Origin of the sequence: Nocardiopsis chromatogenes YIM 90109, assembly GCF_000341185.1 — a bacterium.
Taxonomy (GTDB): domain Bacteria; phylum Actinomycetota; class Actinomycetes; order Streptosporangiales; family Streptosporangiaceae; genus Nocardiopsis_A; species Nocardiopsis_A chromatogenes.
In genome coordinates, this window is record NZ_ANBH01000039.1 from 1 (window position 1) to 13,653 (window position 13,653).

At 74.4% G+C, this 13,653-nt stretch carries 12 protein-coding genes; 9 read left to right on the forward strand and 3 right to left on the reverse strand.

Annotated elements, in window-relative coordinates; all coding sequences use genetic code 11:
* The 3 genes from D476_RS32000 to egtD form a co-directional block, all read left to right on the forward strand.
* The coding region (locus tag D476_RS32000; protein ID WP_040725166.1) for an SUMF1/EgtB/PvdO family nonheme iron enzyme at positions 1-363 on the forward strand (363 nt) is incomplete at its 5' end.
* Positions 363-1,235 carry a class II glutamine amidotransferase domain-containing protein gene (locus tag D476_RS0103765; protein WP_017622644.1) on the forward strand — a complete coding sequence of 291 codons (873 nt, stop codon included), beginning with the start codon at positions 363-365 and terminating at the stop codon, positions 1,233-1,235. The genes D476_RS32000 and D476_RS0103765, both read left to right, overlap by 1 nt.
* A complete protein-coding gene (egtD, locus tag D476_RS0103770) occupies positions 1,211-2,173 on the forward strand; it encodes an L-histidine N(alpha)-methyltransferase (RefSeq protein WP_017622645.1) in 963 nt (320 codons plus the stop codon). The genes D476_RS0103765 and egtD overlap by 25 nt, the downstream gene beginning before the upstream one ends.
* Positions 2,174-2,702: 529 nt before the next feature.
* Here the strand turns inward: egtD and D476_RS0103775 are convergent.
* The gene (locus D476_RS0103775) at positions 2,703-3,512 is read right to left on the reverse strand and encodes a VIT1/CCC1 transporter family protein (protein ID WP_017622646.1); all 810 of its coding nucleotides are present in this window, start codon (positions 3,510-3,512) and stop codon (positions 2,703-2,705) included.
* 108 nt (positions 3,513-3,620) lie between these two features.
* Here D476_RS0103775 and dapB point away from each other — a divergent pair, with 108 nt between their 5' ends.
* The 6 genes from dapB to D476_RS0103805 all read left to right on the forward strand — a co-directional run bounded on the left by dapB (position 3,621) and on the right by D476_RS0103805 (position 9,977).
* Positions 3,621-4,373, forward strand: a complete 753-nt coding sequence (gene dapB / locus D476_RS0103780) for a 4-hydroxy-tetrahydrodipicolinate reductase (RefSeq protein WP_083939402.1) — start codon at positions 3,621-3,623, stop codon at positions 4,371-4,373.
* A gap of 365 nt (positions 4,374-4,738) precedes the next feature.
* On the forward strand, positions 4,739-5,422 hold the full coding sequence (locus D476_RS32005) for an urease subunit gamma (protein WP_083939403.1): 684 nt from the start codon (positions 4,739-4,741) through the stop codon (positions 5,420-5,422).
* The gene (locus D476_RS0103790) at positions 5,419-7,131 is read left to right on the forward strand and encodes an urease subunit alpha (protein WP_017622649.1); all 1,713 of its coding nucleotides are present in this window, start codon (positions 5,419-5,421) and stop codon (positions 7,129-7,131) included. Before D476_RS32005 ends, D476_RS0103790 begins: the two co-directional genes overlap by 4 nt.
* Positions 7,132-7,673: 542 nt before the next feature.
* Complete coding sequence (locus D476_RS0103795) at positions 7,674-8,378, forward strand: urease accessory protein UreF (RefSeq protein WP_017622650.1); 705 nt, start codon at positions 7,674-7,676, stop codon at positions 8,376-8,378.
* A gap of 100 nt (positions 8,379-8,478) precedes the next feature.
* Positions 8,479-9,180 (forward strand): urease accessory protein UreG, encoded by a 702-nt coding sequence (ureG, locus tag D476_RS0103800; protein ID WP_040725173.1) that lies wholly within the window; start codon positions 8,479-8,481, stop codon positions 9,178-9,180.
* Positions 9,180-9,977, forward strand: coding sequence for an urease accessory protein UreD (locus D476_RS0103805; protein WP_017622652.1), 798 nt, complete (start codon positions 9,180-9,182; stop codon positions 9,975-9,977). The genes ureG and D476_RS0103805 overlap by 1 nt, the downstream gene beginning before the upstream one ends.
* 807 nt (positions 9,978-10,784) lie before the next feature.
* On the opposite strand, the gene D476_RS0103810 is transcribed toward D476_RS0103805, so the two are convergent.
* Both D476_RS0103810 and glpK read right to left on the reverse strand, forming a co-directional pair.
* A complete protein-coding gene (locus D476_RS0103810) occupies positions 10,785-11,528 on the reverse strand; it encodes an MIP/aquaporin family protein (protein ID WP_017622653.1) in 744 nt (247 codons plus the stop codon).
* Positions 11,529-11,882: 354 nt separating this feature from the next.
* Positions 11,883-13,379: a glycerol kinase GlpK gene (glpK, locus tag D476_RS0103815; RefSeq protein WP_017622654.1), complete on the reverse strand. Its 1,497-nt coding sequence runs from the start codon at positions 13,377-13,379 to the stop codon at positions 11,883-11,885.
* Positions 13,380-13,653: the final 274 nt, after the last annotated feature.

The following is a 13,653-nucleotide window of genomic DNA, read 5'->3' on the forward strand; positions in this document are numbered from 1 at the left end:
GACGAGGAGCCCGCCGCGCGCCACGCCAACCTGGGGCAGCGGCGGCTGCGCCCCTCGGCGGCGGGGGCCTTTCCCGACGGGGCGTCCCCGCTCGGGGTGCGCCAGCTCATCGGCGACGTGTGGGAGTGGACCTCCACCGTCTTCCACGGCTACCCCGGCTTCACCGCCTTCCCCTACAGGGAGTACTCCGAGGTGTTCTTCGACGACGGCTACCGCGTGCTGCGCGGCGGCTCCTGGGCGACCGACCCCACCGCCACCCGGGGCACGTTCCGCAACTGGGACCACCCCGTCCGGCGGCAGATCTTCAGCGGCTTCCGGCTGGCCCGCGACGCCGCCCCGGACGAGGCGGGGGTGGGCGCCTGATGTGCCGCCACCTCGCCTATCTGGGGCCGCCCGCGAGCCTGCACCGGCTGCTGTTCGGGGACGGGGGCGGGGGCAGGGGCGCGAACCCGCTGTACCGCCAGTCCTACGCCCCGCGCGAGCAGCGGCACGGCACCGTCAACGCCGACGGGTTCGGCGCCGGGTGGTACCCGCCCGGGGGCGGCGGGCCGCTGCGCTACCGGCGCGCGATGCCGATCTGGGCGGACACCTCGTTCGAGGACGCCGCCCGCGCGATCACCACCGGCTGCCTGGTGGCGGCCGTGCGCGACGCCACGCCGGGGTTCGGCACCGACGAGTCGTGCGCCCAGCCGTTCCGCGCCGACGGCATGCTGTTCAGCCACAACGGCGCGGCCGACGACGACGAGGCGCTGGCCGCCGCCCTGGGCTCCCCGGCCCCGGCCGGAGCCCTGGACGCCCGCACCCCCGTCGATTCGGCGCCGCTGTTCGCGCACACGGTCCGGCTGCGGCGGCGCGGGGCGGGGCTCGGCGAGGCGCTGGCCGCCACGGTGGCGGCGGCGCTGGAGCACTCGCCCGGCCGGTACAACCTGCTGGCCTCCGACGGGCACGCCATCGCGGCCACCGCGTTCGGCGACACGCTGTACGTGCGTGCGCTGGACGGTGGCGGGGCCGGTGACACGGCCGGTGGCGACGCCGGCGGGGACGGGGCGCGGGGCGGGGGCGCGATCATCGCCTCCGAGCCGCTGGACGACGCGGCGGAATGGCACCGGGTTCCGGAGTGTTCCCTGGTCATCGCCGATTCCGAAGGGATACGCACGACCGCCGTCGCCGCACCGGCGGCCCGCGGACGACGCGAGGAGGGGGACGCGCAATGGTCCGCACCGACCGCCACCTGACCGAGGACGACCTGTCCAAGTCGCTCCGGCGCGACGTCGCCGAAGGGCTGGCGGCCGCGCCCAAGACCCTGCCGCCCAAGTGGTTCTACGACGAGCGCGGCAGCGGGCTGTTCGAGGAGATCACCCGGCTGCCCGAGTACTACCCCACGCGGGCCGAGCGGGCCATCCTGCGCGAGCGCTCCGGGGAGATCGCCCGCGCGTCCGGCGCCGACACCCTGGTGGAACTGGGGGCGGGGTCGGGGGAGAAGACCCGGCTACTGCTGGACGCCCTGTGCGAGCGGGACGGCCCGACCGGGTTCGTCCCCGTCGACGTCAGCGGCGACTTCCTGGAGGAGGCGGCCGCGCGCATCGCCGCCGACCACCCGGGTCTGCGGGTGCACGCGGTGGTGGCCGACTTCGAGCGGCACCTGCCGCTGCTGCCCACCGGGGGCAGGCGCATGGTGGCCATGCTCGGGTCGACCATCGGCAACCAGACCCCGGACCAGCGGGCGGCGTTCCTGGGCGACCTGCGCGGCACGATGGAGGAGGGCGAGAGCCTGCTGCTCGGGGCGGACCTGGTCAAGGACCCGGCCCGGCTGGTGGCGGCCTACGACGACGCGCAGGGCGTGACGGCCGAGTTCAACCGGAACGTGCTGCGGGTGATCGACCGCGAGCTGGGTGCCGACTTCGACCCCGGGCTGTTCGAGCACGTCGCTGTCTGGGACCCGGACCGCGAATGGATCGAGATGCGCCTGCGCACCCGCACCGCCCACGAGGTGCACGTGGAGGCGCTGGACATGGAGGTCGCCTTCGCGGAGGGGGAGGAGATGCGCACCGAGATCTCCTCCAAGTTCCGCAAGGAGGGCCTCAGGTCCGAGCTGGCGGAGGCCGGTTTCACCTTGGAGCACTGGTGGACCGACCCCGACGGGGACTTCTCCCTCCTGCTGGCACGGGCGTGACCGGCGCGCACGGCAGGGCCTGAGGTACCCCGGTCCGGCTCCGTCGGAGCCGGACCGGGGCGGCAGTCCGGCGGGGCCGAGCGGCGGCCCGCCCCCAGGTCGTGACGCTCTGCTGGCCAGGTCAGACGGAATCACACCACTCCAGCGGACACGGCCACGGCCGCCATCCCCGGGGCGCCGCCCTCTCGAACGCGAACGGGCAGAGTACTTCCGCCTGATGAACGCCGGACACACCATCCGCGCCCGCAAGCCCGTGGGTATCCACCGGGGAGCCGGAACCGCCCGGCGCGAGGGACGCGGCCCCGCCTCCAACCGGCTCGCCCAGGCACCCGCCGACCCCGGACCGGGTGTCCGGCCCGTCCCACCCCGCGTGGCCGTGTCCACGGAATTTCTCCCCGACCAGGTCAGCGCGGCCGTCCCGGTTCAGATTCGATCCGGGCCCAATCCGACTCGGGGGCCTCGACCGGTGCTCCCGGCCGAGGCTGCGAGAAGTTCCACCGCTCCAGCGGATGCCGTCCGCTGTGCGCGGTCACACCCCCGTGGCGCCACCGACCGCCGTGCCGATGCCGAAGGTCACCGCCATCGCCAGCAGCCCCCCGACCACGCTGCGCAGGGCCGCGCGGCGCGGGTCGGCGCCGCCCAGGCGGGCGCTGACCGCGCCGGTCACCGCCACCGCCCCGGCCACCGCGGCGACCGTCACCGGCACCCGCCAGCCGCCTGGGGACAGGGTGATCAGCAGCAACGGCACCAGCGCGCCCACGATGAACGACAGGAAGCTCGCCAGCGCCGCCTGCCACGGATCGGTCAGTTCATCGGAGTCCAGCTTCAACTCCACCTCGGCGTGCGCCCGCAGCGCGTCCCGGGCGGTGAGCTGCTCGGCCACCCGGTGTGCCAGGTCCGCGTCGAGCCCCCGCTCCCGGTACATCCCGGCCAGCTCCTCCAGCTCGGCCTCCGGGTCCTCCTCCAGCTCGCGGCGCTCGCGCGCGAGGGCGGCCCGCTCGGTGTCGCGCTGGGTGCCCACCGACACGTACTCGCCCGCCGCCATCGACAGCGCGCCGGAGAACATGCCCGCCACCCCGGCCACCAGGACGGCCGAGCCCGAGGCGGTCGCCCCGGCCACGCCCACCACCAGCCCGGCCGTGGACACGATCCCGTCGTTGGCGCCGAGCACCCCGGCGCGCAGCCAGTTCAGCCGCGACCCCAGGCTCTCGTGGTGCGGCGCGCGCGGCTCGTCGGCCCCGCGGCCGGCCTCCGCCGCCCCGCCCCACCCCCGGTCGTCCCGGCCCGGCGTCCTCAGCGTCCCCCGGTCGGCCCCCCGCCGCGCCTTCCGCTCCGCCATCGGGACCCTCCTCCCCGGGGGCCCGGCCTCGGAGCCCCGGGGCGATCGTCTCAAGGCGGCGCCCGCGCCCGGCAGAGGCGCGCGGGCGGGCCCACCGGCTCCGGTACGGTGAACCCCGTGATCAAGGTAGGAGTGTTCGGCGCCCAGGGGCGCATGGGAACGGAAGTCGTCAAGGCGGTCGAGGCCGCCGAGGACACCGAGCTCGTCGCGGCGGTCGACGACCCCGGGGAGCGGGAGAAGGCGCGGGGGGCCGACGTCGTCGTCGACTTCACCCACCCCGACGCGGTGATGGACAACCTGCGGTGGCTGGCCGGGAACGGCATCCACGCGGTCGTGGGCACCAGCGGCTTCGACACCGAGCGGCTGGCCGAGGTGCGCGACCTGCTCGCCCGCCACCCCGGCGCCAACGTCCTGATCGCCCCGAACTTCGGCATCGCGGCGGTGCTGATGATGAACTTCGCCGCCAAGGCCGCGCCCTACTTCGAGTCGGCCGAGATCGTCGAGCTGCACCACCCGAACAAGGCCGACGCGCCCAGCGGCACCGCCGACCGCACCGCGCGGATGGTGGCCCGGGCGCGCGCCGACGCCGGGTGCGCCCCGATGCCCGACGCCACCACCTCCGAGGTGGAGGGGGCGCGCGGCGCCGACGTGGACGGCGTGCGGGTGCACGCGCTGCGGATCACCGGGCTCATCGCCCACCAGGAGGTGGTCTTCGGCACCCACGGCGAGACGCTGAAGATCCGCCACGACTCGATGACCCGCGCCTCGTTCATGCCGGGCGTGCTGCTGGGCGTGCGGCGCGTGGCGGACCTGCCCGAACAGCTGACGGTGGGGCTGGAGCCGCTGCTCGGTCTCGACTGACCCGGCGCTCCCCGCCGTCCCATACCGCAATTTCGTGAATACCCCGTGCGTTCGGCGCGGGGTATTCGTGCTGTCACGGTCCGGATTCTCCGCAGGCTCTCCGCGTCGGAGGATCGATTCCCGGTGGGACCGGCCGCCGTCCGGCGGGTCCGGGGGTCGGGCGCCGCACCTTCATGTTATCTTCATGAAGCCAATGATCCGATGACTCGCATGGCGATCTGGACATGCCCGTCTCGCATGCCCCCTGCTGAGCCGCTCGACTTCACTGGCACTTTTAACGCCCTTGAAATGGGGGCGAAACGTCGTTTCCTCGTCTTCGGACACCATTGCCTGAAGGCGTATTCGTCGTGCGCTGCGGAGGAAAGATGTTCCTTACCCCGTCGGATCGGGAAAAACTACTGCTCAGTGTGGCGGGGATGGTCGCCCGGGACCGCCTGGAGCGCGGGGTGCGCCTCAACCACCCCGAGGCCGTCGCCCTGCTGTCCTGCTGGGCGGTCGAGCGCGCGCGGGAGGGCGCGAGCGTCGAGGGGCTGATGGCCGAGTGCACGGACGTGCTCAGCGCCGACCAGGTGATGGACGGCGTCCCCGAACTGGTGGACTACGTGCAGGTCGAGGCGACCTTCCCGGACGGGCGCAAGCTCGTCACCATGACCCACCCCATCCGCCACGCGGCCGGGCACGGGGAGGAGGAGGCGGCGGGGACCGCCACCGCGCCCGGCGCCCTCGTCCCCGCACCGGGCGAGATCGAGCTCAACGCCGGGCGCGAGAAGCGCTCCGTGGTGATCCGCAACGACGGCGACCGCCCCGTGCAGGTCGGCTCGCACATCCACCTGGCCGACGTGAACCCGGTGCTGGCCTTCTCCGACGCCGACGGCATCCCCGCCGACCGCGCCCTGGTCGAGGGGTTCCGCCTGGACATCCCCGCCGGGACGTCGCTGCGCTTCCAGCCCGGCGACGAGAAGGCGGTGACCGCGGTGGAGCTCGGCGGGCGCCGCGAGGTGCCCGGCATCCGCCCGGGCAGGGCCGTGGTCGGGGGTGGCGTGCGATGAGCCGCATCTCCCGGGACGAATACGCCTCCCTGTACGGTCCCACCGCGGGCGACCGGGTGCGGCTGGGCGACACCAACCTGTGGGTCGAGGTCGAGGAGGACCGCTGCGTCGGCGGCGACGAGGCGGTCTTCGGCGGCGGCAAGTCGATCCGCGAGTCCATGCTGCAGTCCACCACCACCCATGCCGAGGGCGCCCTCGACATGGTCATCACCAACGCCGTGGTGCTCGACCACTGGGGCGTGGTCCGCGCCGACGTGGGCGTGCGCGACGGCCGCATCGCCGCCGTCGGCAAGGCGGGCAACCCCGACGTGCAGGACGGGGTCCACCCCGACCTGGTGATCGGCCCCGGCACCGAGGTGCTCGCGGGCGAGGGGCGCATCCTCACCGCCGGGGGCATCGACTCCCACGTGCACCTCCTCAACGCCGACCAGCTGTGGGAGGCGCTGTCGCTGGGCATCACCACCTCCATCGGCGGCGGCACCGGCCCCGCGGAGGGCAGCAAGGCCACCACCGTCACCCCGGGCCCGTGGAACCTGGCCACCACCCACCGCGCCCTCGACGCGGTCCCGATGAACCTGCTGCTGCTGGGCAAGGGCAACACCGTGGGCCAGGCCGCCATGGCCGAACAGGTCCGCGCCGGGGCCGCCGGGCTCAAGATCCACGAGGACTGGGGCGCCACCCCGGGGGCGATCGACGCGGCCCTGCGCGCCGCCGACGCGTTCGGCATCCAGGTGTCCCTGCACGCCGACAGCCTCAACGAGGCCGGGTACGTGCAGGAGACCCTCGGGGCGATCGGCGGACGCGGCATCCACATCTTCCACTCCGAGGGCGCCGGGGGCGGGCACGCCCCCGACATCATCGTGGTGGCGGGCGAGCCCAACGTGCTGCCGTCCTCCACCAACCCGACGCTGCCCTTCACCGTCAACACGGTGGCCGAGCACCACGACATGCTCATGGTCTGCCACCACCTCAACCCCGACGTCGAGGCGGACGTGCAGTTCGCCGACTCGCGCATCCGCGACACCACCATGGCCGCCGAGGACCTGCTGCAGGACATGGGGGCGATCTCGATGACCTCCTCCGACGCCCTGGCCATGGGGCGCGCCGGGGAGGTGGTCACCCGCACCTGGCAGGTGGCGCACGCGATGAAGGACCGGTGGGGCGGCGGCTCGCTGATGCCCGCCGACAACGAGCGGGCGCGGCGCTATGTCGCCAAGTACACCATCTGCCCGGCCGTGGCCGCCGGTATCGACCACGAGGTGGGCTCGGTGGAGCCGGGCAAGCTCGCCGACCTGGTGCTGTGGAACCCGGCGTTCTTCGGCATCCGCCCGGCGGCGGTGGTCAAGGGCGGCGGCGTGGTGTACGCCCCGCAGGGCGACGTCAACGCCTCCATCCCGACCGCCGAGCCGATGCTGCTGCGCCCGGGGCTGGCCGTGGGCGACGCCGCGCACCTGGCGACGAGCTTCGTGGCCCCGGCCGCCCTGGAGGAGGGGGTGGCCGAGCGCCTGGGGCTGCGGCGCCGCCTGACGCCGATCCGGCACACGCGCGGAGTGGGCAAGGAGCACATGCCCAACAACAGCGCCCTGCCGGAGATCAGCGTGGACCCGGAGACGTTCCGGGTCACCATCGACGGCTACGAGGTCGACCCGAAGGGCGCCGACGCCCCGGTGTCGGAGGTCCCGCTGGCCCAGCGGTACAGCATGTTCTGATCCGGACACCGGTGGGGCAGGGGCGCGCCACGGGTTCGAGCGGGGGGCGGCCTGCGGGCGTGGGCTCGCAGGTGGCGCCCCCTCCAGGGGCCCGTCGCGGGGCGGGGCCGCCCCCGGGCGTGCTCGGTCGCCGCTCATTGCTCGCCGACGACCGGAGAGGACCTTCCCCGCTGGATTGCGGATGCGGATGGACATGCGGGTGGTCAGGGGGAGCCCATGAAGGGCGGTCGGTGTCGGGGCCGGAGCCGCCCTACCCGGTGCGCTCGCTTACTGCCCGCTCGCCGTCGACCGGAGGAGCATCCGCCCAGTCGGCCCGCGAACGCAGGCGGCACGGGCACCCATCCCGCGAAGGTGCGGCCCGGGTGGTCATCGTTGCAGGTCGGGCGCAGGATGGTGAGTGAGCCCCACGATGAGGCCCAAGGTCGTCGGGCGCGTTTCGAGGGCTCCGGCCGGCCTGCGGCGGCGGGACGGCGGGCACGGTGCTGCGGCTGCGCTCCCAGCGACGTCCCACCGGCGGGCGGATCGGCCCGCNGGAGAAGACGATGAGCACCGACACGGGCGCGCTGGGGGCGCTCCTGCTCGCCGACGCCCGGCTCCCCACCGGGGGCCACGCCCACTCGGCGACCCTGGAGGCCGCCCTCGAAGCCGGGTTGCCGGAGGAGCGCATCCCCGACTACATCCGCGCCCGCCTGGCCACGGTCGGTCGCACCGAGGCCGCCGCCGCGGTCGTCGCGCTTCGTGCCGCCCGGGACCCGGAGCCCGGCGCCGAACCCGACTACGGCCCCGTCCAGGAGGCCCTCGCCGCCCGCACCCCCAGCCGGGCGCTGCGCGAGGCGTCCGCCACCCTCGGCCGCGGGCTGGCCCGCCTCGCCCGGCGGGTCGACGCCGACCACCCCGCCGTCCGCGCCCTGCCCACCGCGCAGGCGGCCACCCCCGGGCTGCGGGCGCTGCGCCCGGTCGTCCTCGGCGCGCTCGCGGCGGTGTTCGGCATGACCGCCGAGCAGACCGCCCGCGCCGCCCTGTACGAGGACGCCCAGACGGTCACCGCGGCCGCCCTCAAGCTCCGCCCCGGCGACCCGCTCACCGCGGTCCGCTGGCTCCTCGACCTGTCACCCCGGATCGAGGAGTCGGTCCGCGCCGCCGCCGCGACGGACGTCCCCCACGACATTCCCGCGCACTCGGCCCCGCTCATCGACCGCTGGGCCGAGGCGCACGCACGTGAAACGAGGAGGCTATTCGTTGCCTGAGAACACAGCGTCGCCTGAGAACACCGTGTCGCCTGACGCCACCGCGTCGCCGAAGAGCACCGCGGACGCCGCCGCCACCGCGTCCGGCGGCCGCCGCACCCTGCGCCTGGGCGTGGCCGGGCCGGTCGGCACCGGCAAGAGCTCGCTCATCGCCACCCTGTGCCGGGAGCTCTCCGGCGAGCTGGCGATGGCCGTGGTCACCAACGACATCTACACCGACGAGGACGCCCGCTTCCTGCGCAGCGCCGGGGTGCTGCCCGGGGAGCGCATCCGGGCCGTGGAGACCGGCGCCTGCCCGCACACCGCCATCCGCGACGACATCACCGCCAACCTGGACGCGGTGGAGGACATGGAGGAGGACTTCGCCCCGCTCGACCTGGTGCTGGTGGAGAGCGGCGGCGACAACCTCACCGCCACCTTCAGCCCCGCCCTGATCGACGCCCAGATCTTCTGCCTGGACGTGGCGGGCGGCGGCGACGTGGCACGCAAGGGCGGACCGGGGATCGGCCGCGCCGACCTGCTCATCGTCAACAAGTCCGACCTGGCGCCCTACGTCGGCGTCGACGTGGAGCGGATGGTCGCCGACGCAGAACGGGCGCGGGACGGGCGGCCGGTGCTGGCGCTGTCCCGCACCGACGAGCCGTCGGTGAAGGCGCTGTGCGACTGGGTGCGCGGCGTGATCGAGGCGCACCGCAGCGGCGCGCACACCCCGCAGGACCCGGGCCCGATGGCGCCGCACAGCCACGGCCCCGAGGACGACGGCGGGCACGGCCATGGCCACGGCCACGGCCACGGGCACTGATGGAAGCGCTGCGCGAACGGGCCGCCTCCGCCCCTGAGGACGGGGCGGCCCCCTCCGAGGACGGCCTCGACCCGTCCGCACCCGCCGTGATCGCGGTGCGCAGGCACGGCGACCGGTCCGTGCCCGTGGCGCTGGAGACCGGGACGTTCCTCAAGCCGGGCATCATGCGCCGCCCCGGCGGTGCGCTGCGCGTCGCCCTCGCGGCGGTGCGGGCGGCGCTGTGCGCGGGGGACGACGTCCGGCTCCACGTGGACGTGGGCCCCGGCGCCGAACTGGAGCTCGTCGACCCGAACGGCACCGTGGCCTACAACGCGCGCGGGGGCCGGGCGGCCTGGCGGGCCTCGGTCCGCCTCGCCGAGGGGGCGCGCATGACCTGGACCGAACCGGCGTTCGTGGTCTCCGACGGCGCCGACGTCCGGCGCGAGGTCGAGGCCGACGTGGCGGAGGGGGCCGAGCTGCTGTGGCGCGAGTCCCTGGTCCTGGGCAGGACGGGGGAGCGCGGCGGGAGGATGCTGGCGTCCACGCGCGTGCGCCTGGCAGGCCGCCCCCTGTTCACCGAGGACTTGGACCTGCGCGAACCCGAGGTGCGGGGCCTGCCGGGCGTCCTGGGCGGGGACCGTGTGGTGGGCCAGGTGGGCCTGTTCGGCCGCGACCCGGGTGAAGGGGAGGGACCGGACGGCCCTGACCTGCTCGACCTGGCGGGGCCCGGCGCGGTGTGGCGGTGGACGGGCGAGCGCCCGTACAAGGCGGACGCGGCCCTGACCCCGGTATGGCGAGCCTGGGGCGGCCACACCTGAGGGTGCGGCCGACGCCTTCGGCCGCCTGGCGTCCCAGGCGGGCGGCGGCACGGCAGGTGCCCCGCTCCGGTCTCCGGTCGGGCGGCGGGCCGGTGGAGTGAGAGGCGGGCGGCGACGACGGAGGTCGGCGGCCCTGGTGGCAGCGCTGTCGGCCGCCGGGCGTGCGGATGGCCGCTGTGATGGGCGGCAACGGCCTGAGCCGGGCGGTTCCCCGGCCCTGCTTGCCGGGCGGCGGGCTCCTCGCGGGCCGGGCAGGCGCCGCGGGCGGCGGGGTTCGAGGCCTTCGTCGTCCGGGCGGCCGCCGGGCCCGCACCGCGAACACCGGAAAGGCCGTGACCTGGTCGAACACTCCGCGTTACGTGCGGGCGGGGCGGGAAGCGCGCCCGGCGACACCTCCGACGCCCCCGAGGCGACGAAGACCGCGATACCGGAACAGGCTCAAGGGGGGAATACCCGTTTCATGCTTGTTCGGGGTGTTCTTGTGGGGTGCGGCGGTGGGTGTGCGGCCGCCCGCGCGTCCCTGCCGGGCGCCGTGGCACCCACCCTGGACCGATTTCGGCTACACGCAGTGATACCGGGCCCGGCAAACAGTTCGGGTGTGCCGTTTGGGGCCCCTGGGCGCGGAATCCCGTTCTGGTGTCGCGATGAACGCACGCCCGCACCGCCCGCGGGGCCGCCCCGGCCGGGGCCCGGAGGTGTGATGGGGCCTTCCAGGGGACCGGTCGGCAAGCCCCGCGACGACGAAGGCGGCACGGGGACGCGCCGCCCCGTGCCGCCGGTCGGAGGGGGTCCGCCCTCCGGGCGCCGTCAGCCGCCGAAGCCGATGGCGGTGAAGACCTGGGCGGCCAGCACGCCGCCCACGATCGGGGCGACCACCGGGACCCAGGCGTAGGACCAGTCCGAGCCGCCCTTGCCCGGGATCGGCAGCAGCGCGTGGGCGATGCGCGGGCCCAGGTCACGGGCGGGGTTGATGGCGTACCCGGTGGGGCCGCCCAGGGACAGGCCGATGGCCAGCACCAGGAAGCCGACCAGCATCGGCGCGATGCCGGTGCCGAACAGCACCGTCAGTTCGCCGTTGCCCATCGGGTTCACGTTGGCGTTGATCCCCAGGATGCCGAAGACCAGCATGAACGTGCCGATGACCTCGGTGGCGAAGTTCGCCGGGATGTTGCGCACCGCGGGCGCGGTGGAGAACACGCCGAGCTTGGTGTCCGGGTCGTCGGTCTCCTTCCAGTGCGGCAGGTAGGCCAGCCACACCAGGACCGCACCGGCGAAGGCGCCGGCCATCTGCGCGGCGATGTAGCCCGGCACCTGCGACCACGGCAGGTCGCCGATGGAGGCCAACGCGAAGGTGACCGCGGGGTTGATGTGCGCGCCGCTGTACTGCCCGACGACGTAGACGGCCATCATGACCGCCATGCCCCACCCGAAGGTGACGACGATCCAGCCGCCGTTGTTCGCCTTGGACTTGGCGAGGGTGACGCCGGCGACGACGCCGCCGCCGAGCAGGATGAGAATCGCGGTGCCGACGAATTCGGCGAGATAGACCATGGGAGCCTCCGTGCGGGCAGGGATGCCAGCGGGCGCGCAGGGCGGCCGCTGCGGGTGGGGGAGGGGTAGGGGACTGCACCGGAGGAGTCGGACCTCGGAAAGGGGTGCGGCCTCCGGCTTTGAGGCGGATCGGTCCGCCGGGGCGGGGGCGGCCGTGTCCGGTCGGAGTCCCGCCGTCCACGGCCTCCTCGGCCTCCTGCACGCGCAGGTCACCTGCTGGTGCGCGCCGGTGCGGGGTTCAGAGGAGGGGGAGGGAGGGGCGGGGGACCGGCCGCCTCGCCGCCGCCGTCGGCGGCCCGGCCGGTTCCGGTCCGGGCGGGCCGCCCACGGATGCGTGCGGGGGGCGTCGGGACGTCAGGCGTCGTTGTGCTCGACCCAGCCGAGGGTGCGCTCGACGGCCTTGCCCCAGTTGCGGTACTCGCGCTCGCGCACCTGGTCGTCCATCTTCGGCGTCCACTCGGCGGCCTTGTGCCAGTTGGCGCGCAGGCTCTCCATGTCGGGCCAGTAGCCCACCGCCAGACCGGCCGCGTAGGCGGCGCCCAGGCAGGTGGTCTCGGCGACCATCGGCCGCACGACCTCGACGTCGAGGACGTCGGCGAGGATCTGCATGAGCAGGTTGTCGGCGGTCATGCCGCCGTCCACGCGCAGCGAGGACAGTTCCACGCCCGAGTCCGAGCGCATCGCGTCGACCACCTCGCGGGTCTGCCAGGCGCTGGCCTCCAGCACCGCGCGGGCGATGTGGCCCTTGTTGACGTAGCCGGTCAGACCGGTGATGACGCCGCGGGCGTCGCTGCGCCAGTGCGGGGCGAACAGCCCGGAGAAGGCCGGGACGACGTAGCAGCCGCCGTTGTCGTCGACGGTGCGGGCGAGCGTCTCGATCTCGGCGGCGCTGGAGATCAGGCCCAGGTTGTCGCGCACCCACTGCACCAGCGAGCCGGTGACCGCGATGGAGCCCTCCAGCGCGTACACCGCCGGGGCGTCGCCGATCTTGTAGCCGAGCGTGGTGAGCAGGCCGTTGGAGCTCATGACCGGCTCGGTGCCGGTGTTGAGCACCATGAAGGTGCCGGTGCCGTAGGTGCCCTTGACCTCGCCGGGGGAGAAGCAGGTCTGCCCGAACAGGGCGGCGTGCTGGTCGCCCAGGGCGGAGGCGACCGGGACGCCCTCCAGGAACCCGCGGGCCTGCCCGTACACCTCGGCCGAGGAGGTGATCTCCGGGAGCACCTGCGCCGGGATGCGCATGGCGTCCAGGATCTCGGCGTCCCAGTCCAGGGTGTGCAGGTTCATCAGCATGGTGCGGCTGGCGTTGGTGACGTCGGTGACGTGCCGGCCGGTCAGCTTCCAGATGATCCAGGTGTCCATGGTGCCGAACAGCACCTCGCCGCGCTCGGCGCGCTCGCGCAGGCCCTCCACCTCGTCGAGCAGCCAGCGGAGCTTGGGCCCGGCGAAGTAGGTGGCCAGCGGCAGGCCGCAGCGCTCGCGGAACCGCTCCTGGCCGATCCCTCCGGCCAGCTCGCGGGTGAGGGCGTCGGTGCGGGTGTCCTGCCAGACGATGGCGTTGTGCACCGGCTCGCCGGTCTCGCGGTCCCACACCACCGTGGTCTCGCGCTGGTTGGTGATGCCGACCGCGGCGAGCTGGGAGGGGGCCAGGCCTCCGGCCTCCAGGGCCTCGCGGACCACGATCTGGACGTTGTCCCAGATCTCGGTGGCGTCGTGCTCGACCCACCCGGGCTGGGGGAAGATCTGCCGGTGCTCGCGCTGGCCGACGGAGACGATCCGGCCGTCGTGGTCGAAGACGATGCACCGGCTGGACGTGGTGCCCTGGTCGATGGCGGCAATGTACTGGGTGGTCATCCGGTCACTCGCCTCTGGGAAGGGGACATCGCTGGCCGGACCGGTGCCCGGGACGCGTTCCGGGGGTCACACCGGTTCACGCGAGCGCTCGATCCGCATGACGTACGACAATGTAGTACGAATGGAGCCAAGTGTGAGCCGTGTCTCCGGAGTTGTCAAGCGGTGGTGGGAAGGTGCGGTGACGCCCGACGTTACCGTTCAGGATCGTCACACACCAGGGTCGTGACCAGGGGCGGAAGCCGTGTCGCCGTCGGTGGGCGCGGGGTCGCGGTCG

Bases quoted from the DNA above. Each gene is read 5' to 3' on its own strand.
- D476_RS0103765 (WP_017622644.1), top strand. From the start codon at position 363: ATGTGCCGCCACCTCGCCTATCTGGGGCCGCCCGCGAGCCTGCACCGG.
- egtD (WP_017622645.1), top strand. From the start codon at position 1,211: ATGGTCCGCACCGACCGCCACCTGACCGAGGACGACCTGTCCAAGTCG.
- D476_RS0103775 (WP_017622646.1), bottom strand. From the start codon at position 3,512: ATGGCGGAGCGGAAGGCGCGGCGGGGGGCCGACCGGGGGACGCTGAGG.
- D476_RS32005 (WP_083939403.1), top strand. From the start codon at position 4,739: ATGTTCCTTACCCCGTCGGATCGGGAAAAACTACTGCTCAGTGTGGCG.
- D476_RS0103790 (WP_017622649.1), top strand. From the start codon at position 5,419: ATGAGCCGCATCTCCCGGGACGAATACGCCTCCCTGTACGGTCCCACC.
- D476_RS0103795 (WP_017622650.1), top strand. From the start codon at position 7,674: ATGAGCACCGACACGGGCGCGCTGGGGGCGCTCCTGCTCGCCGACGCC.
- D476_RS0103805 (WP_017622652.1), top strand. From the start codon at position 9,180: ATGGAAGCGCTGCGCGAACGGGCCGCCTCCGCCCCTGAGGACGGGGCG.
- D476_RS0103810 (WP_017622653.1), bottom strand. From the start codon at position 11,528: ATGGTCTATCTCGCCGAATTCGTCGGCACCGCGATTCTCATCCTGCTC.
- glpK (WP_017622654.1), bottom strand. From the start codon at position 13,379: ATGACCACCCAGTACATTGCCGCCATCGACCAGGGCACCACGTCCAGC.